Origin of the sequence: Haloarchaeobius marinus (assembly GCF_051207415.1) — an archaeon.
In the GTDB taxonomy this organism is placed as follows: Archaea; Halobacteriota; Halobacteria; order Halobacteriales; family Natrialbaceae; genus Haloarchaeobius.
This window is the reverse complement of sequence record NZ_JBPKGD010000002.1, coordinates 1,062,489-1,085,135: the sequence shown is the minus strand read 5'-3', so window position 1 is coordinate 1,085,135 and position 22,647 is coordinate 1,062,489. Positions and strand designations below refer to the sequence as shown.

Here is a 22,647-nt window from a genome sequence, read left to right as displayed (position 1 = left end):
CTACTCTTCGGTCTCGTCGACGTCGGTCCAGCCATCGGGCCGGCCGTCCGCCGGTCCTCGACCCGCACCCGACCGTACCGACACGGGAAGTTCGCCGCTCGTCTCGTCGAAGACCACGTGGGAGTGCGGGTACGGAATCTCGACGTCTGCGTCCTCGAGTCGGGCCCAGACCGCCCGGTTGACCGCCGACCGGACCCTCGGGAGTTTGTACGGTTCCTTCGCCCAGTAGCGCAACTCCAGCGAGACGCCGTGGTCGCCGTACTCCTGTACGTAGCAGGTCGGCGCGGCCGGGTACCGTGCCGACCCGATGCGGATGTCCGGCCCGCCGGTGATGACCTCGTCGACCTCCCGTGCGGCCTTCTCCATCAACTCCATCGCCTCCGAGAGGTCCCCCTCGTACGTCACCGTGAGGTCCAGCGAGAGCCTGATGCGCTCGTCCTCCGCAGAGAAGTTGACCACGTCACGGTCCCGTATCGAGGAGTTCGAGATGACGATGAACGTGTTGTCGAGGGTGAACACCTTCGTGTACCGGATGGTGATGTCCTCGACGAAGCCGCGTGTCCCCGTGTCGGTGATCTCTATCATGTCTCCGATCTCGTAGGGCTGGTCCGCCAGGACGAACATCCCGTTGATGATGCTCCCGACGATGGGTGCGAGGACGATACCGAGGACGGCGGAGAACACCCCGACGGAGAGGAGGATGTCGCTCCCCCGGAAGCCGAGGAGGTACGCCGCGACGGCGACGGCGACCACCATCACGCCGAGGCGAATCGACCGGAGGACGGTATGGGTGACGCTCGGCCGCCGGAAGCGCCGGGCGATGGTCCGTCCGAACAGGCTGACGGCCAGTTTCGAGAGGTACCAGCCCAGGGCGAGGACGAGGACGGCACTGACCACCTCGACGAGTCCCCATGGTACCCAGGGAGGGAGGACGTCCTTCAGCAGTTGCACGCCCTCTCCGGTGGCCGTGACGTCCGTCGGACTGGAGCCGGGAACCGACCCACTACTGGTGGTCGTGTTCGTCCCCTCCTGCTCCATCGAACCCGCACCCGCTGCCATGTTCCTCCTCTCTCGCGCTCCCGAGATAAGGGTTGGGTACCGGCGCGTCGCTGGCCTGAACGTCGAGTCGCCCGAGGGCGGACCGCACGTACGAGCAGGTCCCCCGCTACCGGAGAGGAGGGAATTCCGAAATCTGGTGCTACTCGGTTTTCAGTAAATGTTTTAGGTTTTGGACCGAGTCCATACAGTATGGCATCCGACGACCTCCGGGGGACGATGGAGCGCGTTGGGGAGCGGTTCAACCTCGGCGAGTACGAGATAGACGCCTACCTGACGGTGCTCGAACACGGGCAGCTCACGGCCTCAGAGATCGCCGACAGGACCGAGATACCCCAGCCCAGGGTGTACGACACGGTCCGCAGTCTCTCGGACCGAGGACTCGTCGAGTTGCGCGAGTCCCGCCCGATGAAGATTATCGCCGTCGACCCCGACGACGCCTTCACCGACGTCCAGTCCTCGCTGGCGGAGATGGTCGACGAACTCAACGCACGGTACACGGCACCGGCCCGTGACACGGAGGCGGTCTCCCTCGTGAAGTCCCGGTCCACCATCCTCCGGTACCTGGAGGAGGTCATCGACGCCGCGGACTACGAACTCGCGCTCTCGCTCACGCCGGACCTGCTCGAACGCTTCGAAGACCTGCTCGCGACGCGGCACCACCAGGGCATCAGCATCGAACTGCTCGTCACGCCGGCGGCCGGTGCGCCGGAGCCCTCGGAGTTCGACTACGGCCGCATCGCGACCACGGTCCGCGTCCGGCGGGGCATCACGACGCCGGTCATGGCAGTCGCCGACGGTTCGTACTCCATCTACGCCACACAGGACGCCCTCCGCGACGACCAGGACCGCTACGGCGTCATCTTCAACCGCTCAGCGCTCGGGTTCCTCGTCTCCGGCTTCTTCGGGACCGTCCTCTGGACCACCGCCGAGGAGGTCTTCAGGAACGGCGAGGACCGACCGTTCCCCCGCCGGTACTCATCCATCCGTCGGGCGGTCAAGGACCTCATGGACGAAGGGGGCGAGTTCTACGCGACCATCCAGGGACGCGACGTCGAGACGGGGACCCCGCGCCTCGTCAAGGGCCGCGTCACCGACATCTCCTTCGAGATGACCGAGGAGGTCGCCGGTCTCACCCTGGAGACGGCGGACGGCGAGGTGACCGTCGGCGGCCTCGTCGCCGCGTACGAGGACGTCGAGGCACACGAGATTACTATCGGTCGGGACGAACCGCCGGTCGTCGAACGCTGACACCCCGTCCCCGTCAGAACGATTCTCGACCCTCGCCGGTGACGACCCCGTCCAGCAGGGAGACCGGCGTCTCGTCGTAGGCCGGATTCTTCACGTCGAACCCCTCCGCCGGTTCCCGCATGACCTCGCTCGGGGACCGGAACTCGTTCTCGAAGACGAAGCCGTCCTCGATGATCTTCGAACTGGAACCGACGACGGTCACCGGCACGTCGACCTGGGCGGCCGTGGCCGCGATGCTGAACGTCCCGACGCGGTTGTACAGCGTGTCCTCGACGATGCAGTCCATCCCGACGACCACCTCGTCGCACTCCTTCAGGTAGAACCCGGCCGCGCTGTCGGTCAACAGGTGCGTCTCGACCCGGTCGTTTCCGGCGAGGGTGCGAGCCGTCTTCCGTCCGAGGTACCGCGGTCTGGCCTCGGTGACGTACATCTCGACGTGGGCACCGTCCCTCGTCGCGAGCTCGACCGCCTCCAGCACCGTCGAGGAGTAGTCGTGAGTGAGCAAGGTCGCGCCGTCGTCGATGTACCCCGCCGCCTCCTCGGCGGCGCGTCGCTTCCCGTTCTCGACCGCGTCGACGACGTGCTCGACCGCCTCGCTCGTGACCGCCTTCGCATCGTCTATCGTCTCGGCGTCCGCTTCGCGGACCGTGTCGACGACCTCTCGCATCGCGTTGTGGAGAGACGCGTGGGACGGATTCGCCCGCTGGAGAGCCTGCGCGTTGCGTTCGAGGGCGCGCACGTACTCCTCGACGGTCGCGTACTCGCGGTCGAGCAGTTCGAGCAGTGCCCGCGTCGCCTTCACCGCGACGACGGACGAGGAGTGGGTCTGCATCTCCTCTATCTCCTCGACGGTCTCGTTGATCATGTTCCAGACGACACCGTTCGCGGTCAAAGTCCTTTCCACTGTCTCACGGTTCCGGGCCGGACACGTCCGGTTGGCCGCGGAGCTAAGGTCGTCGAGCCCCTACCGGTCCCATGGTAGCGGTCACGTACTACTGCCCGTACTGTGGGGCGCTGACGAGCCTCGACCGGAACGCCTACATGGCCGACAAGTGCGTCACCCGGGAACCACTCGACGGCTGGGAGTACGCGTCCACGACTGACGACTACGAGTCCGCAGACGGCGTGGAGTTCGTCTGCATCGGCGATGCGGACGACGACCCCGACGCCGGGTGTGGCAGGACCTTCTACCTCAACTTCGTGAAGTTCGAGGGCGGCGAGGAGGTCGAGCACCGGCTTCCGAACATCGACCGACCGCGCTTCGACTTCAGTCCCTGACGTGGGTCGACAGGCGTGAACTTTTGTGCCCACGTCACCGATGGCGGCGTGATGGACGACGAGATACTGGACCACCAGCGCGAACTCGTTCGACTCCTCGAGGACCACGGCTGGGACGTCACGGAGTCGGAGCTGTCGGTTTACGAGAGCCCCTGGGCGGACGACGACTCGCCCGAGGCGAGCATCACGCTCACGGCGCGGAAACTGTTCCCCGACGGCGACGACGAGGGTGACGAAGACAACCCGTATCGGCTGAAGTGAGCCGTCGCTTCGCGGGGCCTGTAGCGAACAGGCGGCACGTGTCCGTGGACGCATCCGGTGTGCCGCACACCCGCCGTGGCCGGGATGCGTCGTCGCTCAGACCACGCCGACCCTGGTCCCGGCTTCTGACTTGAATGGTGGGACGGCGACCGCACCGTCGTCCTCACCCCTTGATGTTACAGACGGGGAACGTCCGGGCGACCTTGTCGCCGATGCCGAGCGCGTCGCTCACGCGAACGACCTCGTCGACGTCCTTGTAGACGCCGGGTGCCTCCTCCGCGACGGTCGCGCCCGACTGCGCCTTGACGTAGATGTGCTGCTGTTCGCGGAGGGCCGTCTGGACGTCGCCGCCCCAGTACTCCTTCTTGGCCTGCGTCCTGCTCATCAGCCGACCGGCACCGTGTGCCGTCGACCCGAACGTCAGTCTCATCGACTCCTCGCCGCCGCGCAACACGTAGCTCCCGGCGCCCATGCTCCCCGGGATGATGATGGGTTGCCCGACGGCACGGTAGGCGGGCGGGACCTCCTCGCGGCCCGCCGGGAAGGCACGGGTCGCGCCCTTCCGGTGGACGAAGAGTTCTCGCTCCTCGTACCCGGCGGCGTCGGCGTCGTCGGTGAGGACCGTCCCGTCCGCGTCGACGGGGACCTCGTGGACCTCCTTCTTGGCGATGTTGTGGGCCACGTCGTAGAGCAGGTCCATCTCCATCGACTCCCAGTCGCGGTCGAACACCTTCTCGAACACCTGCCGGGTGCGGTGCATGATGAGCTGTCGGTTCACCCACGCGAAGTTGATGGCGGCGCACATCGCGCCGTAGTACTCCTCGGCCAGCTGGGACCCCGCCGGCGCGGCGGCGAGCTCCCGGTCAGGCAGGGTGTCGAGGAGGCCAGCGTGCGTCTTCTCGATCTTTCGGAGGTAGTCGTTGCAGGTCTGGTGGCCGAGGCCACGGGAGCCACAGTGGATGAGCACGACGATCTGGTCCGGTTCGAGACCGAACTCGGCGGCCACGTCGTCGAGGTAGACGTCGGTGACGCGCTGGACCTCGAGGAAGTGGTTTCCCGACCCCAGCGACCCGACCTGGTTCTTCCCCCGGTCCTTCGCCTTCTGAGAGATGGCCGACGGGTCCGCGTCGGGGCGATAGCCCTCGTCTTCACAGTGGGTGAGGTCGGCCGGGACTGCCCAGTCGTTCGCCAGGGCCCACTCGACGCCGTTCTCGAGGATGTCGTCGACGTCGTCCACGTCGCCCTCGTAGACGCCACCGCCACCGAGCCCGGACGGGATGTTGGCGAACAGCGCCTCGACGAGTTCCTGCTCGCGCCCCTGCAGGTCCTCGTACGTGAGGTTCGTCGTCATCATCCGGACGCCACAGTTGATGTCGTAGCCGACCGCGCCCGGGGAGATGCACCCGTCTTGCGTGTCCATCGCGCCGACGCCGCCGACGGGGAAGCCGTACCCCTGGTGGCCGTCGGGCATGCAGATGGCGTACCTCGTGATGCCGGGCAGGTGCGTCGAGTTCTTCAACTGTTCGAGCGTCATGTCCTCGCTAATCTCGTCGAGGAGTTCCTCGCTCGCGAGGACGCGCGCCGGGGTTCGCATGCCGTCCTCCCGTGGAATCTCCCAGACGAAGTCGCGAACCTTGTGCAGGGTGACGTCGTCGGCCTCGTACGTGGTCATAGTCAGAGAGACGGTGGCACTGCCGGAATAGGTTTCGTCGCCAGGACCGGTCACCGACTGTCAGACGTCGAAGACGACGTACGCCTGCCAGCCGTCCGGCGTCTCCTCGAGGGAGAGTTCCGAGTAGGTGACTGCCTTGACCTCGCGGGCCTCGACGACGTCCAACGGGACGCCACGGGCGCTCGCCTCGACACGCCACGTCTCGTCGTCGGTCCGAGTCACCGAAGCGCGGTTGTCCACGGGCAGGACACCGCGGACGTCGCGCTCGTAGATCAACTGGTCGAGGTAGTCGAACAGGAGTGCCTCGCGTCCTTCGGCCTCGACGGCGAACGAGAAGCGCTCGCCGACGCCGGCCGGCCACTCCTCGCACATGGCGGCGGCGAGACCGTCGGCGACGGCGGCGAACACCTCGTCCTGCGTGTCCCCGGTGGCGGCGACGCCGACGTCTGCAGTGTGGCCGCGGAGTTCGAAGCTCATGGTGCGTCCTCGTTAGCCACGTCGACTCGTGACGGCATCTGTTCCTGATTCGAGGGCTGGAATTCGGGAAAACCTTTCCCCAACTGTCGGTTCAGATGCTCGATTGCCGGTGGAATTATATCCACGTGTCCACGACTCTCATAGCAGTGAGCGTCAACGTCGATACGCGCGTCGTCGGTCCGGGAAGCGACGAGTACGTCGAGGATGCGTGGCGCCTGAAGGAACGCATCCGTCGTGAAGAGGGCGTACTCAAGCAGCGAAAGAGCTTCTTCACGGACGCCTACCGCCGGTCGAAGGTCCACCTGTTCGTCGACGACAGCGCCGACCAGCCGGTCATCGGGTTCGCGGCGGTCCGGCGCGACGGCTACATCCTCTTTCTCGCCGTCGAACCGGAGTACCGCGGCGAGGACATCGGGAAACGACTCGTCGCACAGGTGGCCGAGGAACACCGGACGGTGACCTGTCACGCACGGACGACGAACGAGAACGCGCTCCGCTTCTACGAGCACCTCGGCTTCGAGATCAAGCGCCGCATCGACAACTACTACGAGGACGGCGGCGACGCCTACTACCTCAAACTCGGTGACGACGTGAGCATCACGTCACGCCTCTCCGACATCGTCCGTCGGTAGGGCCGACCGAACGGAAGTCCGCAAGGTTTGTACCACGCCTTCCCGAACCAACGAGAGCCATGGACGAGCGCACCCGACGCTATCTCCGCGGTCGCTTCGGCGACCACTACCGGCAGACGACGCTCTCGCCGCCCCCGGCCCCCAACGAACGCGAGTGGGGGTACATCACGTGGTCCTCGGGTGGGACGACGATGGTGCGTCACAACTCGTGGCTCGAGATCGGTGACCTCGGCGGCTTCCTCGCCGACGAACGACCCCGCCACGTCTACTTCTCTGCCGGCCGCTACGACGACCCCGGTGCGGGGTCGATGACGAAGAAGGGGTGGCGCTCGTCCGACCTCGTCTTCGACCTGGACGCCGACCACCTGCCGGGCGTGGACCCGGAGACCGACTCCTACGCGGCCATGCTTTCGGTCTGCAAGGACGTCCTCCTGCGACTGCTCGACCTGCTGGAGACGGACTTCGGCTTCGAGGACCTGACCGTCGTCTTCTCCGGCGGCCGGGGCTACCACGTCCACGTCCGGGACGAGTCGGTCGCGGAACTCGACCGGCGGGAGCGCCGGGAGGTCGTCGACTACGTCCGCGCCAACGGATTGGACTTCGAGACGCTGCTCCAGCGAGAGACGGTCGCTGGACTGGGGCTGGAGAACCCGACCGACAAGCGGAGCCTCGACACGACCGGTGGCTGGGGACGACGCGTCCATCGCCGTCTCCTGAACTTCGTCGACGAGATACGCGAGTTGCCGGCCGAGGACGCCCGGGACCGCCTCGAATCGTTCGACGGTATCGGGTCGGGCCGGTCGAAGAAGCTCGTCGAGGTGCTCGACGACAGGTACGAGGAACTCGCGGCCGGGAACGTGGACGTCCACCCGACGGTCGTCCGACTCGCCTCCATCTTCGCCGAGGAGACGTTCGACGCCGAGACGGCACCCATCGACGAACCGGTGACGACCGACATCAACCGGCTCATCCGCCTGCCGGGGAGCCTCCACGGCGGGACGGGACTGACCGTCACCCGCATCGACCGGGACGCGGTCGAGCAGTTCGAACCGCTCCACGACGCCGTCCCGGGGACGTTCGTCGGCAACGACATCAGGGTCGAGGTCACCGAACCGGTCGACGTCGAGCTAGGTGGCGGTAGTTTTACATTCTCGGCCGGCGCACATTCCGTACCGGAGTACGTGGGCGTCTACCTGATGGCCCGCGGTGACGCCGAGAAGGGAACGGAATGAACCTCGACGAACTACGCTCTGCGCTCGACACCGAACGCCAGAAGGGCGGCCTGCAGGGACTGCGCGACTCGTTCTACCAGGAGGTCGCCGAGTACGTCGAGAACCGCAAGGAAGAGCGCGACGAACTCGCCGCACAGGCGGCGGACCCCTTCGCGTCGTCCGACGTCCAGCGCCTCTCGAACGAGATCGAGACGGCGCGGACGACCGCCGAGTCGCTGTACGAGCGCAGACTCGGCAAACTGGTCAAGCAGGCGAGTCTCGCGGCCGCCGACATGGCCAGCGAGGACCAGGTCGAGGGCCTCACCGAGGAGGAGCGGGAACTGTACGACGACCTCGTCGGCCGCATCGAGTCGAACAAGGCGCACATGCTGGACGTCGTCGCGGGCGAGGCGGACTCGACGCCGGCTACCGACGTAGACGAGTCGGAACCGCGGTTCGACCCGGACCCGGCGACGGAGGACCCGACCGGCCCGGCGTCTGCGGCGAGCGACGACGGACGGTCGGACCCGTCGGTGACGGCGGCGGAGGCGAGGGCGGTCGCCGATACCGATACCGATACCGACACCGGCGACGGCGTCAGCGCCGCCGACGTCATGGGCGACGACCCGTCCGAAGCGTCCGGGAACGACCAGCCGTCGGCCGACAGGTCGGGCGAAGACGCCGACGAACGCTCGGACGACGCCGTCGACCCGACTGACGACGACGACGAGGACGGAACCGTCGAGCGCACGACGGTCCGCATCACTCGCGACGTCGGCGACATCTACGGGGTGGACGAGCGAGAGTACCGCCTGAACGCCGACGACGTGGTCACGCTCCCGACGGCGAACGCGGAACCGCTGGTCGACAACGAGGCGGCCGAACGACTCGATTGACGGCGTCCGCTTGCGGAGTACCTTTGTCGAGGAACGACCAACCGACCAGCGATGACTGGAGAGAGACCCGACGACGCGACGGCCGGCGGCGACGGACACGGACGGGGCGGAACGGTCGAGGCCATCCACGTCGCACCGGCGTCGGGCGACCCGGTCGAGGCCGTCGAGTCCGTCGAGGCCGTCGCCGGGACCGGCCTCCGCGGCGACCGCTACTTCGACGAGGCAGGGACCTTCTCCGACGGGACGCCGCGGGGCATCACACTCATCGAGGCGGAGGCGCTGGAGGCCGCCGAAGCGGACTACGGCGTCTCGCTCGACCCCGGCGCACATCGCCGCAACGTGACCACACGCGACGTGGCCCTGAACCACCTCGTCGGCGCGGAGTTCCGCGTCGGGACGGCCGTCTGTCGGGGCGTCGAACTCTGTGAACCCTGTTCGCACCTCGAATCGCTGACCGAAACTGGCGTCGCGAAGTCGCTGGTCCATCGCGGCGGCCTGCGCGCGACCATCGTCGCCTCCGGCGAGGTGTCCGTCGGCGACCGCGTCGTCCCGGGTACGGACTGACCGGAAACGAAATCCGTTTTACCGACGGTTCCCTTCCGATGTCTATGCTCAGCATTGGCGAGGAGGCACCGGAGTTCGAACTCCCAGACCAGGACGGCGAACTCGTATCCCTCTCGGACTACCGCGGCCAGCGCGTCGTGGTGTACTTCTACCCCCGGGCGAACACGGAGGGCTGTACGGTGGAGGCGTGTTCGTTCCGCGACAACTGGGACGCCTACCGGGAGCGAGACGTCGCGGTCCTCGGCATCAGCGACGACCCGGTCGAGGACCTGAAGGAGTTCGAAGCGGACCACGACCTGCCCGTCCGCCTGCTGTCGGACGAGCACGGCGAAGTGTCGACGCTGTACGAATCCTACGGCGAGAAGCGGATGTTCGGCAACACGTTCGACGGCGTGTTCCGCAACACGTACGTCGTCGACGAAGAAGGGAAGATAGCGCTGGTCTACGAGGGCGTCTCGCCCGAGAACCACGCCGAAGAGATTCTGGCGGACCTCGACTGAGTCGGTCGAGTCACTGCCGTCCGAGGTCGAACGGCGGGGAGACCCGACGGGCCGGAGCGGCCCTTACTGGAAGGTGCGACCGAACTCGCGTTCCTCGAGTTCGGGTTCCTCGCGACCGAAGCGCTGTTCCATCTCGTCGTAGTGCTGGCGCATCTCTTCGGTGACGCTCGCGGTGACCTCCTCGAGCGCGTGGTCGAAGTGCTCGGCGGTGATGCGGACGTTGCCGACGGACTCCGCCATCTCCTCGGGGGAGACCGAGTTGACGAACTCGCGGGTCGCCGCCAGCGACGCCTCGCGGCAGACCGCCTCGATGTCGGCCCCGACGTAGCCCTCGGTGCGGCGTGCGAGGCTCTCGAGGTCGACGTCGTCGGCCAGCGGCTTGTGCCGGGTGTGGACCTCGAATATCTTCTCGCGGCCCACCTCGTCGGGGACCGGCACGTTGACGTGGCGGTCGAGTCGACCGGGGCGCAGGAGCGCGCTGTCGATGAGGTCCGGGCGGTTGGTCGTCGCGATGACGACGACGTCCTCCAGGTCCTCCAGCCCGTCGAGTTCGGTCAGCAACTGCGAGACGACCCGTTCGCCGACGCCGGAGTCGCCGGAGTGGCGGCCCCGTTCGGTGGCGATGGAGTCGATCTCGTCGAAGAAGATGACCGTCGGGGCGTTCGAGCGCGCCTTGTCGAACACCTCGCGGACGCCCTTCTCGGACTCGCCGACGTACTTGTTCAGCAGCTCCGGCCCCTTGATGGAGATGAAGTTGCTGTTCGCCTCGTTGGCGACGGCCTTCGCCAGCAGCGTCTTCCCGGTGCCGGGCGGGCCGTACATCAGCACGCCGCGGGCCGCTTCGAGGTCCATGGCCTCGAACACGTCGCCGTAGTCGAGGGGCCACTGTATGGTCTCGCGGAGGCGTTCTTTGGTGTCTTCGAGGCCGCCCACCTCGTCCCACGTGACGTCGGGGACCTCGACGAACACCTCGCGCATCGCCGACGGTTTGACCGACTTCATCGCCTCCTTGAAGTCGGATTCCGTCACGCGAAGGTTCTCGAGGACCTCGGCGTCTATCTCCTCCTGTTCGAGGTCCAGTTCGGGACGGATGCGCCGGAGCGCGTTCATCGCCGACTCCTTGATGAGCGTCTCGAGGTCGGCCCCGACGAAGCCGTGCGTGTTCTCGGCGTACTGGTCGAGGTCGACGCTGTCCGAGAGGGGCATCCCACGGGTGTGGACCTGCATGATCTCCAGGCGGCCCTCCTTGTCGGGCACGCCGATCTCTATCTCGCGGTCGAACCGACCGCCACGCCGGAGCGCGGGGTCGAGTGCGTCGACGCGATTGGTCGCGGCGATGACCGTGACCTGTCCGCGCTCTTCGAGGCCGTCCATCAGCGAGAGCAACTGTGCGACGACGCGACGTTCCACGTCGCCGGAGGCTTCGCCGCGCCTGCTGGCGATGGAGTCTATCTCGTCGATGAAGACGATGGCGGGTGCGTTCTCCTCGGCCTCCTCGAAGACCTCACGGAGTTGCTCCTCGCTCTCGCCGTAGTACTTCGACATTATCTCCGGCCCGGAGATGGTGTGGAAGTGGGCGTCGATCTCGTTGGCGACGGCCTTGGCGATGAGCGTCTTCCCGGTGCCGGGCGGGCCGTGGAGCAGCACGCCCTTCGGCGGTTCGATGCCGAGCTGCTGGAACAGTTCGGGGTGGCGCATCGGGAGTTCTATCATCTCCCGGACCTGGTCGAGTTCCCGGTCGAGGCCACCGATGTCCTCGTAGGTGACGTTGGGGACGCCCTCGCGTCCGCCGTCACCGCCGGAGGCTATCTGCTCGGCGGGCTTCTCGGAGACCTTGATGTCGGTCGAATCGGTCACGATGACGGTGCCGGAGGGGCTGGTCGAGGCCACCTTCAGGGGGACCGACTGGCCACTCCCGGCCATCGGGCCGAACGAGAGCGAGAAGGGGACTGTCTGGCCGCTGGTGACGGCCTGTCCGCTGAGTTTGTCTCGCACCAGGGGACCGAGGTTCCCCCGGATGCGGAGGTTCTGGGGGAGCGCGACGGTGACGCTCTTTGCCGGCTTGACGTCGGCCTTCTCGACGGTCACACGGTCGTCGATGCCGACGTTCGCCTGTTGCCGGAGGCGACCGTCGATGCGGATGACGTTCTGTCCCTGGTCCTCGGGGTAACCCGGCCAGACGCGTGCGACTGCCGTGCCCTCGTCCTTGCCAGAGATCTGGATGTAGTCTCCGTTCTCGAGGTCGAGTTCGTCCATCAGCGTGCGGCCGATGGCGGCGAGCCCGCGCCCCGCGTCCTTCTGTTTGAGCGGTTTTACGGTGAGTTTCATGCGTCGGCCTCCACTTCGATAGTGACGACGCCGTTTTTGATAAACGCTTGTGAGACGCCGGGGACGTCGAGTTCGTACTGCTCCTCGCTACCCTCGAACCCGACGATGACGGTGTCACCGACGACGTCGACGTACGCACCGGACGACTCGCGACCGAGGTCCGCGGCGACGACGTACCGACCGTCCTCGTACGCGTACTCCCGGACGAACCGTTCGCCATCGGCGAAGTCTTGGACATTCATGGTTGACTTACCCTAAGTTAGTCTTTCTACTATTTAAGCCTTTCACCTACGTAACCGGGGTACGGGGGCGGGTTTCCCCGCCTCCGGTACAACAGCGGTTCACGATGGACTTAGGCTTTATGCCCTCGGCGAGAAAACGGAACGTATGGAGCAGGTCGTACACCTCGGCCGGACGACGACCTACGAGGTCTTCGACCGGGACGCCGACGGCGAACCGGTGTTGTTCGTCCACGGAAGCGGGGGGAATCGCAACGTCTGGAAGTCGCAGGCGAGACTGGCCGACGAGCATCCCGTCGTCGCGATGGACCTGAGCGGACACGGCGACTCGGCGGACGTGTCCGCCTCGGCCGGGTTCGAGTCGCTCTCCGCCTACACCGACGACGTACTGGCCGTCGCCGACGAGACGGGCGCGAGCGTCGTCGTGGGGAACTCGCTGGGCGGGGCAGTGACGCTGAACCTGCTCCTCGAACGCGACCACGACCTCGACGGCGTCGTCCTCGCCGGGTCGGGCGCCAAACTCGCCGTCCTCGACGACTTGCGCGACTGGCTGGCGACCGACTTCGAACGCGCCATCGAGTTCCTGCACGCACCCGACCGCTTCTTCCACGACCCCGACCCGCGACTGGTCGAGTTGTCGAAGGCCGGGATGCGAGCGTGTGGCCGCGCCGTCACGGAACGCGACTTCCTGACGTGCCACGAGTTCGACGTCCGGGACCGACTCGGGGAGGTCGACGTGCCGGTCCTGTGTCTCGTCGGCGAACACGACCAGTTGACGCCGCCGCGGTACCACGACTACCTGGCGGAGGGCATCGACGACGCCGTGGTCGCGGTCGTCCAGGACGCGGCCCACCTCGCGATGCTGGAACAGCCGACGGCGTTCAACAGTGCCGTCGACCAGTTCGTCGACCGCGTCCAGTGACGCCCCGCGTTCTGGTTCAGTACAGGGTGTCGAGGTCGCCCTCGACGTGGCTGTGTTCCTCGGCCGGGAACTCGCCCGACTCGACTGCGTCGCGGTAGGCCCCGATGGCGTCCGTCATCGCCTCGCGGACGTTCCCGAACTCCTCGACGAACGAGGGCGTCCAGTCCGACAGGCCGACGGCGTCGTCGACGACGAGCACCTGTCCGTCGCAGTCGGGCCCCGCCCCGATACCGATGGTCGGTATGTCGACCGCCCCGGTCACGTCAGCCGCCACGTTCGCGGGCACGTGTTCGAGGACGAGCGAGAACGCACCGGCCTCCTCGTGGGCGCGGGCGAGTTCGAGCATCTCCTCCGCCGCCTCCTGGGTCGTCCCCTGCCTCGCGTAGCCGAGCTGGTTCACTCGCTGGGGGGTCAGGCCGAGGTGTGCCATCACCGGGATGCCCAGTTGCGTCATCGTCTCGGTCAACTCGACCGTGTGCGGGCCGGATTCGAGCTTCACGGCGTGCGCACCGGCCTCCTTGAGCATCCGCCCGGCGTTCTCGACGCTCTTCGTCTCGTCGTGACCGTAGCTCAGGAAAGGCATGTCCGCGACGACGAGTGCGTCCTCGGTCGCACGGACGACCGCCTCCGTCGCGGTCGCCATCTGGTCGACCGTCACGGGCAGCGTCGAATCGTAGCCGAGTTTCGTGTTCCCCACGCTGTCCCCGACCAGGATGACGTCGATGCCCTGTTCGTCGACGAGTTCGGCCGTGACCGCATCGTACGCGGTCAGCATCGTGATCGGCTCCTCGCCTGCCTTCGCGCGCACCTCGCGCACCGTCGTTGGCATGGCAGGAGCTATCGAGTGCGGGTTGAAACCCCTGCCGGTTGCCGGCCAAACCGGCAGACCTTAGCCCCAGGCTGTCGACCCACGTGACGTGACTGACGGCGCTGGCGCGGCGGGTGACGAGACGGACACGGACGCCCACCGAGCCACGGCGTCGACGACCGACCCGGACGGCGAGTCGCGGGCCGACGGCGAGACGGACGACGGCCTCGACTACGCCTGGGTCATGCAGACGACGTTCGTCGTCACCATCGTCGTCGGTGCGCCCCTGGTGACGCTCCTCTCCGTCCCGGTCGACCTCCCGACGTGGAACGCGCGCGCCGAGTTCGCCGTCCGAGTCGGGGCCGTCGTCTGGTTCCTGACCGCCATCGCCGTCGCCGTCTACGAGAAGCGGTACCGCTAGACGTACTCGAACCCCGTCCCCGCCCGCTCCGCCGTCCGTTCGTCCCGCTCCGAGTCCCCCACGAACAGCACCTGCGACGGCGCCAGCCCCAGTTCCGCCGTCGCGTGCAGGAGGGGGTCGGGGTCGGGCTTCCACGTCGACAACGTGTCGCGGCCGACGACGACCCCGACGTGGTCGGTCAGTCCGTGGGTCGACAGCGCCAGCCGACACGCCGCCTCGCAGTTCAGCGAACAGACCCCGACGGGGCGGCTCTCTGACTCCAGTCGGTCCGCCAGTCGCAACCGCTCTGACGAGCGTGCGCCGTCGAGCTCGTGGCTGGCGATGGCCGCCTCGACCTCGTCGTGGATTCCGTTTGCCCGGGCGGCTCCGAGGAGCCCCCAGAGGTCCCGCCCGTCCGGGGCCACGGACGCCGCGCGATAGACCGACTCCACGTCGCGGGCGACCGCGTCCCAGTCCACGTCGAGGGAGACGAGCGTCCCGTCGAGGTCGTAGACGACGCCGTCGTACTCGGTCGACATGGACCCGAGTAGGGACCTGTCCCCGTTGAGGCTATCGGTCCCGGGGAGACGGTGCGGTGACGCCGTCCCGCAGCGTCCCGTCAGGGGCCGGTTTCATACTGCTGTCGCGCCAACGGTCGAACGGACATGGCCTACACGAAAGCCAGCACGGAGGACGTCGAATCGGTCGTGGACGAGGAGTACGGAGGCATGTGGTTCCTCAGGGACGTCCTCGACACCGAGGCCCTCGGAGTGACGGTCCTCGAACTCGAACCGGGGGCGAAGGGGAAAGAACACGACCACAGCGAGGACGGCCAGGAGGAGGTCTACGTCGTGATGGACGGGTCGGTCACCGTCGACCTCGACGGCGAGCAGGTCCATCTCAGCGAGTACGAGGCCCTCAGACTCTCGCCGGACCAGACGCGCCAGATACACAACGACGGCGAGGTGCCCGCGACGCTGGTCCTGGTCGGGACGACGCCGTAGTCCTCCCGTCGTCGTCACGCCCGACCGGACCGGCTACCGGGTCCGGAACGGTCAAACGCCTCGGGGGGATACGCTGGGGTATGATAGAGAACCTCGCCGCGGGCGTCCAGGCGTTCACGAGCAACGTCTTCCTCGCCGACGGCGACCGACGCGTCCTGGTCGACACCGGTGCGAACTTCGACGTGGTCGAACGCATCGAGGAACGCGGCGGCATCGACGCCGTCGTCATGACCCACACGCACCCGGACCACGTCGGGAACGTCGACGACGTGACGGCCGCGTTCGACGTCCCGGTCTGGGGGTTCGACACGGACCAGCACGGGGTCGACGAACCCATCGCCGACGAGGCGACGGTCCGCATGGGCGACCACGACTACGTCGCCCTCCACACGCCGGGGCACAAGGACGACCACCTCTGCTTCTACGGCGAGGACGCAGGCGTGCTGTTCGCTGGCGACCTCGTGTTCCAGAACGGGAGTTTCGGCCGCACCGACCTGGCCGAGGGCGACCACGGCCTGCTCGTCGAGAGCATCGAACGCGTGCTGGACCGCATCGACGAGGACCTGCGCGAACTGCACGTCGGCCACGGCCCGTCGGTCACGACGGACCCGTACAGCCACGTCGAGGCCGCCGCCAGGATGGCGGGGTCCATGCAGCGGTAACCGGCCTCAGGAGAGTGCAGCGGTCACGACGGCCTCGTAGGCCACCTCGTACGCGTCGGCGACCGCGTCGGGGTCCGTCCACACGTCGCTGGCGAGTGCGGGCAACGAGACGGTCGCCAGCGGGTCGCAGTACGCCAGCACGTCGCCGACCCGCTCTTCCAGTCGCCCCTCCCTGGGCGTCCCGCTGACGGCCTCGCAGGCGCGGGCGTAGCGGTCGCCGTCGTACACGCGGACCCGTCCGGGGTCCACGATGGCGACGGCGTCGAAGGCGAGGTCCCGGACGGGCAGTGCGATGTCGCCGTACGATTCGACGACGGCACGGTCGGCGTCGCGTATGGTCCCTCTGACCCCGTCGAGGGCGTCGACGTGCAGGCGCTCCATCGCGGCGTTCAGCGCGTCGAGCGACGTGACCGTCGTCGCGTCGTCCAGCGGGAGGAACTCCCGGGCGTCCGCCGGCACGTCGGCGTCGCCGTTCACCACGAACGCGTCGCCGACGCGGTCCAGCACGAACTGGCGGTGCGTGGCACCGACGAGGCCGGTGTCGGGCCCGGGCGACGGCCGCCAGAGGCGATGGACCGGGTTGCAGTCCTCCGGGGTGCGGTCGCCGGGCCCCGCGGCCGCGAGGCGCCTCGCGTCCTTCCCGTAGAGTCGGCCGTCGTGGACGGAACGGCGGTAGTCGTCGTGGTCGAACCAGTAGTCGTTGGCGGCCCTCGGTTTGAACCCCGGGGCGTCGAGGGACGCACACAGGCCGGTCGAGAACGTGGTCTTCCCGGCGTCGACGCGGGCGTCGCCGGCGACGAGGAGTCTCATTCGGCGAGGCCGTAGTACCCCGGTTCGTCCTCGGACCGGGGGGTCGCCACGACGAGGTCGTCGGCGTTTCGCATCACCCACGGGATAGCCCAGTCGAGCAGGATGTCCTCGGTATCGCGGTCGAGTTCCGCGTCCGGGTCGAGTCCCTGCAGGAGACGCGCTATCTCGTAGACGGTGTACATCTGGTCCGGTTCGAGCAACTCCGACGGCGTGTAGAAGTCACACGGGTGGAGCTGGTCGAAGGCTGACTTCTCGACGGGCATGGGGGCGGGTAGGACTGTCCGGTTGGTAAAGTGCCCGGTCCTGCCGACGGCGCGGTGGCTCACGGGTCGAGGACACGGACGGGTGGGCCCCGACGACGCTGCAGGGCGTCGCAGTGGCCGACCCGTCGGGACCGGGTCGCCCCACGCCGGCACGGGATGACAGATGGTGGGTAACGGGTGGTGGTCGAGCGCTCGTCCCGTCGAGGGTGGCAGCATCGACGGGTGCTCGGAACGCGTGGTGGTGCGTGGATGCGCCCCGGCGGGTCGCAGCATCTGGAGGTTCGGCAGACCCCCCGATAAATCTACCTGATTGATTATACATTTGGATACGAACTGGTATCGAGTGCTCCCGAGGCCTCCCGAGTAATACGTACCGGCGACGCCGTACCGGCACCTGGTCCGAATGGGTCACCGTCCTATCAGATAATCGTCCTGTCCGCCGGTGACGAACGCGGTAGCTACTCGCGTCGGCCGCTTCGAAAAAACGTCGTGGGTGACGGCTCGTCGCTTACTCGAAGTGGTCCAAGCACTTCTGGTACTCGGCGGCTGCCTTGTCCCAGTTGACCACGTCGAAGAAGGCGTCGATGAAACTGCCGCGGTCCGGGCCGTAGTCGTAGTAGTACGAGTGCTCCCAGACGTCGAGCGCGAGGATGGGATGTGCGCCCCAGAGCGCGCCCTGGTCGTGCTTGTCGACCTTGACGTTGCGGAGCTGCTTGGCGACCGGGTCGTACACGAGCAGTGCCCAGCCACCGGCGGCCGAGGCTGCGGCCTCGAACTCGCCCTTCCAGCCCTCGTAGGAGCCGAAGTCGGCTTCGATGCGGTCGGCGAGGTCGCCCTCGGGTTCGCCGCCGCCGTCGGCAGACATGTTCTCCCAGAACAGCGTGTGGAGGTAGTGGCCACAGCCGTTGTGGGTGACGTTCCCGAGCGCACCGGCAGTCGTCGAGTAGTCACCGGACTCGCGGTTCTCCGCGAGCGTCTCCTCGGCGCTGTTCAGACCGTTGACGTAGCCCTGGTGGTGTGTGTCGTGATGCCACGTGAGCACCTGTTCCGAGATGGACGGTTCGAGCGCGTCGTAGTCGTACGGAAGCGGCGGGAGTTCGGCGTTGGATTTCTCAGCCATACTGTATCACCATTCCTTGTATACGTCAGAACATCGTTTAAAAGTTTAGAACCCGTATGGCATCGAATGTCACCGGCCCACGTCCACGCCCGAAGTCGGGGCCGCCGCCTCGATGGCCGCCGGCACGTGGACGGTGACCGCGTTGCCGGTCTCCTCGCTGGACTCGAAGTCGATGGTGCCCCCGAGCGAGCGCACGCCCCAGACCGCCAGCCAGACACCGAGGCCGCTGGTGTGGTCGAGCGGCGTCTCGGTACCGGACTGCAGGACTGCACGCTCCTCCTCGGGAATCGGCGGGCCGTCGTCGGCGACGGTGATGGAGACGAACTCGTCGCCGCCCGGCGTGACGAACAGCGTCACCTCGGGGTCATTCACCTCGACGTGGTCCGCCGCGTTCTCGACGAGACTCCAGAGGATTGGTTCGACCGTCGTCGAACAGTACACGTCGGCCTCGGTCGCCCAGTCGACGGCGAACTCGCCGTCCGGGTACGCCGCCTCGCCACGGTCGACGACCCGGTCCACCATCTCCGCGAGGTCCTCGGCCGGTGCCCGGTCGGCGGTGTCGAGGAGCGCCTCTATCTGTCTCGCCGTGTCGCCGAGCGAGGCGACGTCGGTCGCCGTCTCACGGATCGTCCGGGCGAGCGACCTGTCGTCCTCCCCGTCGACCCTGGACTCCAGTTCCTCGGCGCAGGCGGCGACGACGTTCATCTCGTTGCGGAGGTTGTGCCTGAGGACGCGGTTGAGGACGTCCAGTCGCTGTTCGTCGTACGTCCGTTCGGTCACGTCGCGCATCGTCACGACCCGTCCGATGCGTCGGTCGTGGGTGTCGGTGATGGGGGAGACGGTCACGTCGTAGTACCGCCGCCCGTAGTTCGTCTCGACGTCGACCGTCCCGTGGTCGCCGTCGCCCCGTCCCGGATACCCGGGGACGGTCCGGGCGGCGTCGCGCCCGAGCGCGTTGCTCGGGTCGTAGCCGAGGACCGTCGAGGCGGCCGGGTTCGCGTCGACGACACGGTCGCGCTCGTCCACGACGATGACCGGGTCGGCCATCCCCTCGACGACGAAGTCGCGGGCGATGAAGTCGGGCACCGGAACCGCGTCGAACAGGTCTAGCTGGGTCAAGGCGAGGTAACTGGCGACACCGGTGACGAGGAACGCGATGGGCGTCGGGTCGAGCGACGTGACGGGCAGGTCGAAGACGTGGACCATGTTGCCGACAAGCGGTGCGACGACTGCGGCGAGCAACGCCGCCGACTGGCGCCGGTGCGTCGGACTCCTGTCGAACACCAGCCCGACGAACAGCAGAGAGCCGACGAGCGTCGCCAGGTAGGCGTACCCGACGCCGACGTAGAACATCGGGCCGAACGCGTGCTCGACGACCAGTCGCCCGCCCCGTTCGACCACGGACACGTCCTGGTAGAGGAAGGTGTGCCGTTCGAAGGTGGCGACGAACGCGAAGGTGACCGCCGGGACGACGAACAGTCCGACGAGACGCCGTCGGTTGAGGTGCCGGTCGCGACCGGTGTACTCCAGCGCGAACAGGAGCCAGAAGACGGGGATGGTCAGGCTGGCGAGCCACTGGAGCTTCATGTAGGGTCGACGCTGTGCGACCGTCCCGAGGGGTAACTCGAGGGCGTACAGCGCGGCCCACCAGGCGACCGCCAGGAGCAACACGGTGAGCCAGGTCGCACCGGGTTTCGGTCGCTGTCGGTACGCGAACCAGGCGACCAGCGTCGCGACGACTGCCGTGACGATTAGCGCACTCATGGGAAAGAGCGGGGCGGGCATCTCCGTGAAACGGTTCTACCGCCGCTTCGATGGCCACTCTCTTAACTCGACTGGTACTCTGGGCTCTAGGCGACGAGCCAGACGCAGACGAGCAACAGACCGTACTGCGCGTCTCGACAGGTCCCGAGGCGGGAGCGGTCGACGTCCAGTCCGAGGAGTGACGTGATGGCGAGCGAGTACGCGACCGCGGGCACGAGCGCGAGGGCGTGGGTCGCCGAGAGGGCGCCGGTGACCACCGAGGCGGCGAGCAGGACGAGCGTGAGGCCGTCGAGGGCGACGAGGAGGTGCCGGGTGCGTGGGACGCCGAGGACCGTCGAGAGCGTCGAGACGCCCTCGGCGCGGTCACCGACCACGTCGCGCGCGTTCAGCACCTCGCCCGCGACCACCGTCTGGACGAAGAAGAAGAGACAGACGACGACCGCGGCCGGCGTGACGGGGACGTCGACCCACGCAACCGGCAGGAAGGTGACGAAGACGGCCCACGCCGACGCGACGAGCGCCGTGTTGACGAACAGGACGTCCTTCAGACGGGTTCCGCCGTCGAGGGGGACCCATTCGAGGCTGTACAGCAGGGCCGCAAGCAGGGGCACGAGGGTGAGGGCCATCGAGTCCAGCCCTTCGACGGCGGCGAGGGTGAGTGCGACCCCCAAGGCACCGAGTGTGGCGGCGAGCAGGGGCCGGCGGTACCGGGCGACGAACGCCGCCCGGTCGGGGCAGTTCACCTCGTCCTCGGCGTCGACGAACTTGTTCGACCCGTAGACCGCGAACGTGACGAGACCGGCCACCGCGAGCGCCGGCGAGAGGGGTATCGAGAGCAACAGCGAGACGACGGCAACCTTCGTCGCCGCCACGACGCCGTCGAGCACCGACCCGTGGACGGCGACCGACGTCACCGTCCGTAGCGGTCCTGCAGGGTCCGGGAAACTCGGGAAACTGTACGTGTCGTCTTCCAGCCGGAAGGGCTCGTTCGACTGGCTCATCTATGACCAATGGAAATCAGTAATGTTCGGGGAAATATCTTCTCTGTTGGCGTGCTCCGGCGAGGACTGCGCGCCCGTGACCCCGTCTCACCCGTCTCCGCGGGCGGCCTCGAACGTCGAGAGCGCGAGTTCCCGGCGCTCGGCGTGGTCCACGATGGGTGCGGGATAGTCGGGGGCGGCCTGCTCGCGCTCCGCGTCGGACGCCTCGTGCCAGCCGTGGATCAGCGACGGGTCGACGCCGCGCAGTTCCGGCACGTGACGGCCGATGTACTCGGCGTCGGGGTCGTAGCGCTCGCCCTGGGTCATCGGGTTGAAGATGCGGAAGTACGGCTGTGCGTCGGTACCGGTCGAGGCGGCCCACTGCCAGCCGCCGTTGTCGTTCGCCGTGTCGTGGTCGACGAGGTGCTCCCGGAAGTGGGCGTACCCCTCCCGCCAGTCGACGAGCAGGTCCTTCGTGAGGAACGAGGCGACGAGCATGCGCACCCGGTTGTGGACGAACCCCTCCTCGCGGAGCTGGCGCATCCCCGCGTCGACGATGGGGTACCCCGTCTCGCCCGCCTTCCACGCCCGGAGTTCCTCGGGGTCGTCGCGCCACCGGATTGGGTTCGGGTACGACCTGTAGTTCGCAGCGACGACGCCGGGGTCGAAGTAGAGGACGTGGTGGTAGAACTCGCGCCAGGCGAGTTGCCCCTGGAACTCGACCACCGACTCGCGGTCGGCCTCGCTGTCGGCCATGTCGGCGGCCGCTGCCGTCTCCTCGTACACCTCGCGCACGCCGATGGTCCCCCAGCGCAGGTCGGCCGAGAGCCGCGACGTACACTCGTCGGCGGGGTAGTCCCGCCGGTCGGCGTAGTCGTAGATGGTCGACTCGCAGAACGAGGTGAGCCGGTCCCGGGCTCGGTCGGTCCCGGCCCGCTGGATGGTCGCCTCCGGTTCGTCGAACCCGAGGTCGGAGAGCGTCGGCAGGTCGCCGGGCGCGTCGGTCGCCAACGCGCCCGCGTCGGCGAGTGCGTCGGCGTCTGGGGCGTCGTACGGGTCCGCCTTCGGTCGGTCGCGCCACTTCCGCCAGAAGTACGTGTACACCGAGTACGGGTCGCCGTCGTTCGTCGTGATGGACCCGGGTTCGTGGTGGAGCGCGTCGCCGACCGACTCGTGGTCGACGTCGACCGCGTCGAGCGCTCGCTGGACTGCGGCGTCGCGTTCCCGTGCCAGGCCGGAGTACCCCTCGTTCCACCACACACGCTCGGCGTCGAGGTCGGTCGCCAGGGACGGGAGCACCTCGCGGGGGTCGCCGTGGCGCACGACGAGGTCGCTCCCCCGTTCGCGGTACCACGTCTGCAGGGCGTCGAGCGCGTCCAGCATGAACGCGACCCGGTTCGACGACCCGTGCGCGAGGACGGCGTCGTCGAAGACGAAGGCCGGGACGACAGGGCCGGACGCGTCGACCTGGGCCGCCGCGGACGCCAGCGCGTGGTTGTCCGCCGCGCGCAGGTCGTCGCGGTGCCAGTGGAGTTGCATACGTCAGACC

26 protein-coding genes are annotated in these 22,647 nt (G+C 67.7%); 12 read left to right on the top strand and 14 right to left on the bottom strand.

Annotated features, from left to right (window positions below; genetic code table 11):
* Positions 1-1,059: a mechanosensitive ion channel family protein gene (locus ACSC1W_RS11555; protein ID WP_435347601.1), complete on the bottom strand. Its 1,059-nt coding sequence runs from the start codon at positions 1,057-1,059 to the stop codon at positions 1-3.
* 189 nt (positions 1,060-1,248) lie between these two features.
* On the opposite strand from ACSC1W_RS11555, the gene trmB reads away from it, so the two are divergent.
* Positions 1,249-2,307: an HTH-type sugar sensing transcriptional regulator TrmB gene (trmB, locus tag ACSC1W_RS11550; protein WP_435347600.1), complete on the top strand. Its 1,059-nt coding sequence runs from the start codon at positions 1,249-1,251 to the stop codon at positions 2,305-2,307.
* 13 nt (positions 2,308-2,320) lie between these two features.
* On the opposite strand, the gene ACSC1W_RS11545 is transcribed toward trmB, so the two are convergent.
* On the bottom strand, positions 2,321-3,172 hold the full coding sequence (locus ACSC1W_RS11545; protein ID WP_435347599.1) for an eIF2B alpha/beta/delta subunit family protein: 852 nt from the start codon (positions 3,170-3,172) through the stop codon (positions 2,321-2,323).
* A gap of 110 nt (positions 3,173-3,282) precedes the next feature.
* Between ACSC1W_RS11545 and ACSC1W_RS11540 the strand changes: the two genes are divergently transcribed.
* Positions 3,283-3,585 (top strand): DUF7969 family protein, encoded by a 303-nt coding sequence (locus ACSC1W_RS11540; protein ID WP_435347598.1) that lies wholly within the window; start codon positions 3,283-3,285, stop codon positions 3,583-3,585.
* Positions 3,586-3,636: 51 nt separating this feature from the next.
* Positions 3,637-3,846 carry a hypothetical protein gene (locus tag ACSC1W_RS11535; RefSeq protein ID WP_435347597.1) on the top strand — a complete coding sequence of 70 codons (210 nt, stop codon included), beginning with the start codon at positions 3,637-3,639 and terminating at the stop codon, positions 3,844-3,846.
* Between the two features lie 163 nt (positions 3,847-4,009).
* Here the strand turns inward: ACSC1W_RS11535 and ACSC1W_RS11530 are convergent, their stop codons facing one another.
* Together ACSC1W_RS11530 and ACSC1W_RS11525 are read right to left on the bottom strand one after the other, a co-directional pair.
* Positions 4,010-5,518, bottom strand: coding sequence for an RtcB family protein (locus tag ACSC1W_RS11530; protein WP_435347596.1), 1,509 nt, complete (start codon positions 5,516-5,518; stop codon positions 4,010-4,012).
* Between the two features lie 60 nt (positions 5,519-5,578).
* On the bottom strand, positions 5,579-5,995 hold the full coding sequence (locus ACSC1W_RS11525; RefSeq protein WP_435347595.1) for an archease: 417 nt from the start codon (positions 5,993-5,995) through the stop codon (positions 5,579-5,581).
* Positions 5,996-6,141: 146 nt separating this feature from the next.
* Here ACSC1W_RS11525 and ACSC1W_RS11520 point away from each other — a divergent pair, with 146 nt between their 5' ends.
* The 5 genes from ACSC1W_RS11520 to bcp are packed head-to-tail and all read left to right on the top strand — an operon-like array spanning position 6,142 to position 9,798.
* Positions 6,142-6,627 carry a GNAT family N-acetyltransferase gene (locus ACSC1W_RS11520; protein ID WP_435347594.1) on the top strand — a complete coding sequence of 162 codons (486 nt, stop codon included), beginning with the start codon at positions 6,142-6,144 and terminating at the stop codon, positions 6,625-6,627.
* 59 nt (positions 6,628-6,686) lie between these two features.
* Positions 6,687-7,859 carry a DNA primase small subunit PriS gene (gene priS, locus ACSC1W_RS11515; protein WP_435347593.1) on the top strand — a complete coding sequence of 391 codons (1,173 nt, stop codon included), beginning with the start codon at positions 6,687-6,689 and terminating at the stop codon, positions 7,857-7,859.
* Entirely contained in the window at positions 7,856-8,734 is an 879-nt protein-coding gene (locus tag ACSC1W_RS11510) for a hypothetical protein (protein WP_435347592.1), read from the top strand. The genes priS and ACSC1W_RS11510 overlap by 4 nt, the downstream gene beginning before the upstream one ends.
* 51 nt (positions 8,735-8,785) lie before the next feature.
* Positions 8,786-9,298: an MOSC domain-containing protein gene (locus tag ACSC1W_RS11505; protein ID WP_435347591.1), complete on the top strand. Its 513-nt coding sequence runs from the start codon at positions 8,786-8,788 to the stop codon at positions 9,296-9,298.
* Positions 9,299-9,342: 44 nt separating this feature from the next.
* Positions 9,343-9,798 carry a thioredoxin-dependent thiol peroxidase gene (gene bcp, locus ACSC1W_RS11500; RefSeq protein WP_435347590.1) on the top strand — a complete coding sequence of 152 codons (456 nt, stop codon included), beginning with the start codon at positions 9,343-9,345 and terminating at the stop codon, positions 9,796-9,798.
* Positions 9,799-9,861: 63 nt separating this feature from the next.
* On the opposite strand, the gene ACSC1W_RS11495 is transcribed toward bcp, so the two are convergent.
* Both ACSC1W_RS11495 and ACSC1W_RS11490 read right to left on the bottom strand, forming a co-directional pair.
* On the bottom strand, positions 9,862-12,126 hold the full coding sequence (locus ACSC1W_RS11495; RefSeq protein ID WP_435347589.1) for a CDC48 family AAA ATPase: 2,265 nt from the start codon (positions 12,124-12,126) through the stop codon (positions 9,862-9,864).
* Positions 12,123-12,368 carry a DUF7127 family protein gene (locus ACSC1W_RS11490; RefSeq protein ID WP_435347588.1) on the bottom strand — a complete coding sequence of 82 codons (246 nt, stop codon included), beginning with the start codon at positions 12,366-12,368 and terminating at the stop codon, positions 12,123-12,125. Before ACSC1W_RS11490 ends, ACSC1W_RS11495 begins: the two co-directional genes overlap by 4 nt.
* Before the next feature lie 145 nt (positions 12,369-12,513).
* Between ACSC1W_RS11490 and ACSC1W_RS11485 the strand changes: the two genes are divergently transcribed.
* Positions 12,514-13,287, top strand: a complete 774-nt coding sequence (locus tag ACSC1W_RS11485) for an alpha/beta fold hydrolase (RefSeq protein WP_435347587.1) — start codon at positions 12,514-12,516, stop codon at positions 13,285-13,287.
* A 16-nt stretch (positions 13,288-13,303) separates the two neighbouring features.
* Here ACSC1W_RS11485 and panB read toward each other — a convergent pair whose 3' ends face one another.
* Positions 13,304-14,116 carry a 3-methyl-2-oxobutanoate hydroxymethyltransferase gene (gene panB / locus ACSC1W_RS11480; RefSeq protein WP_435347586.1) on the bottom strand — a complete coding sequence of 271 codons (813 nt, stop codon included), beginning with the start codon at positions 14,114-14,116 and terminating at the stop codon, positions 13,304-13,306.
* An 88-nt stretch (positions 14,117-14,204) separates the two neighbouring features.
* On the opposite strand from panB, the gene ACSC1W_RS11475 reads away from it, so the two are divergent.
* On the top strand, positions 14,205-14,516 hold the full coding sequence (locus tag ACSC1W_RS11475; RefSeq protein ID WP_435347585.1) for a DUF5822 domain-containing protein: 312 nt from the start codon (positions 14,205-14,207) through the stop codon (positions 14,514-14,516).
* Here the strand turns inward: ACSC1W_RS11475 and ACSC1W_RS11470 are convergent.
* Positions 14,513-15,034, bottom strand: coding sequence for an HAD family hydrolase (locus ACSC1W_RS11470; protein WP_435347584.1), 522 nt, complete (start codon positions 15,032-15,034; stop codon positions 14,513-14,515). The genes ACSC1W_RS11475 and ACSC1W_RS11470 overlap by 4 nt on opposite strands.
* 126 nt (positions 15,035-15,160) lie before the next feature.
* Here ACSC1W_RS11470 and ACSC1W_RS11465 point away from each other — a divergent pair, with 126 nt between their 5' ends.
* Complete coding sequence (locus tag ACSC1W_RS11465) at positions 15,161-15,499, top strand: cupin domain-containing protein (RefSeq protein WP_435347583.1); 339 nt, start codon at positions 15,161-15,163, stop codon at positions 15,497-15,499.
* A gap of 80 nt (positions 15,500-15,579) precedes the next feature.
* Complete coding sequence (locus ACSC1W_RS11460) at positions 15,580-16,161, top strand: MBL fold metallo-hydrolase (protein ID WP_435347582.1); 582 nt, start codon at positions 15,580-15,582, stop codon at positions 16,159-16,161.
* A gap of 6 nt (positions 16,162-16,167) precedes the next feature.
* Here the strand turns inward: ACSC1W_RS11460 and ACSC1W_RS11455 are convergent, their stop codons facing one another.
* From ACSC1W_RS11455 to ACSC1W_RS11430, 6 genes are all read right to left on the bottom strand, one after another.
* Positions 16,168-16,971 (bottom strand): ATPase, encoded by an 804-nt coding sequence (locus ACSC1W_RS11455; RefSeq protein ID WP_435347581.1) that lies wholly within the window; start codon positions 16,969-16,971, stop codon positions 16,168-16,170.
* Positions 16,968-17,234: a DUF5827 family protein gene (locus ACSC1W_RS11450; RefSeq protein WP_435347580.1), complete on the bottom strand. Its 267-nt coding sequence runs from the start codon at positions 17,232-17,234 to the stop codon at positions 16,968-16,970. Before ACSC1W_RS11450 ends, ACSC1W_RS11455 begins: the two co-directional genes overlap by 4 nt.
* A 508-nt stretch (positions 17,235-17,742) precedes the next feature.
* Positions 17,743-18,354, bottom strand: coding sequence for a superoxide dismutase [Mn] (gene sod / locus ACSC1W_RS11445; RefSeq protein WP_435347579.1), 612 nt, complete (start codon positions 18,352-18,354; stop codon positions 17,743-17,745).
* A gap of 69 nt (positions 18,355-18,423) precedes the next feature.
* On the bottom strand, positions 18,424-20,118 hold the full coding sequence (locus ACSC1W_RS11440) for a histidine kinase N-terminal 7TM domain-containing protein (RefSeq protein ID WP_435347578.1): 1,695 nt from the start codon (positions 20,116-20,118) through the stop codon (positions 18,424-18,426).
* A gap of 86 nt (positions 20,119-20,204) precedes the next feature.
* The gene (locus tag ACSC1W_RS11435) at positions 20,205-21,119 is read right to left on the bottom strand and encodes a UbiA family prenyltransferase (RefSeq protein ID WP_435347577.1); all 915 of its coding nucleotides are present in this window, start codon (positions 21,117-21,119) and stop codon (positions 20,205-20,207) included.
* 87 nt (positions 21,120-21,206) lie between these two features.
* Complete coding sequence (locus tag ACSC1W_RS11430) at positions 21,207-22,637, bottom strand: cryptochrome/photolyase family protein (RefSeq protein WP_435347576.1); 1,431 nt, start codon at positions 22,635-22,637, stop codon at positions 21,207-21,209.
* Between the last annotated feature and the right edge of the window lie 10 nt (positions 22,638-22,647).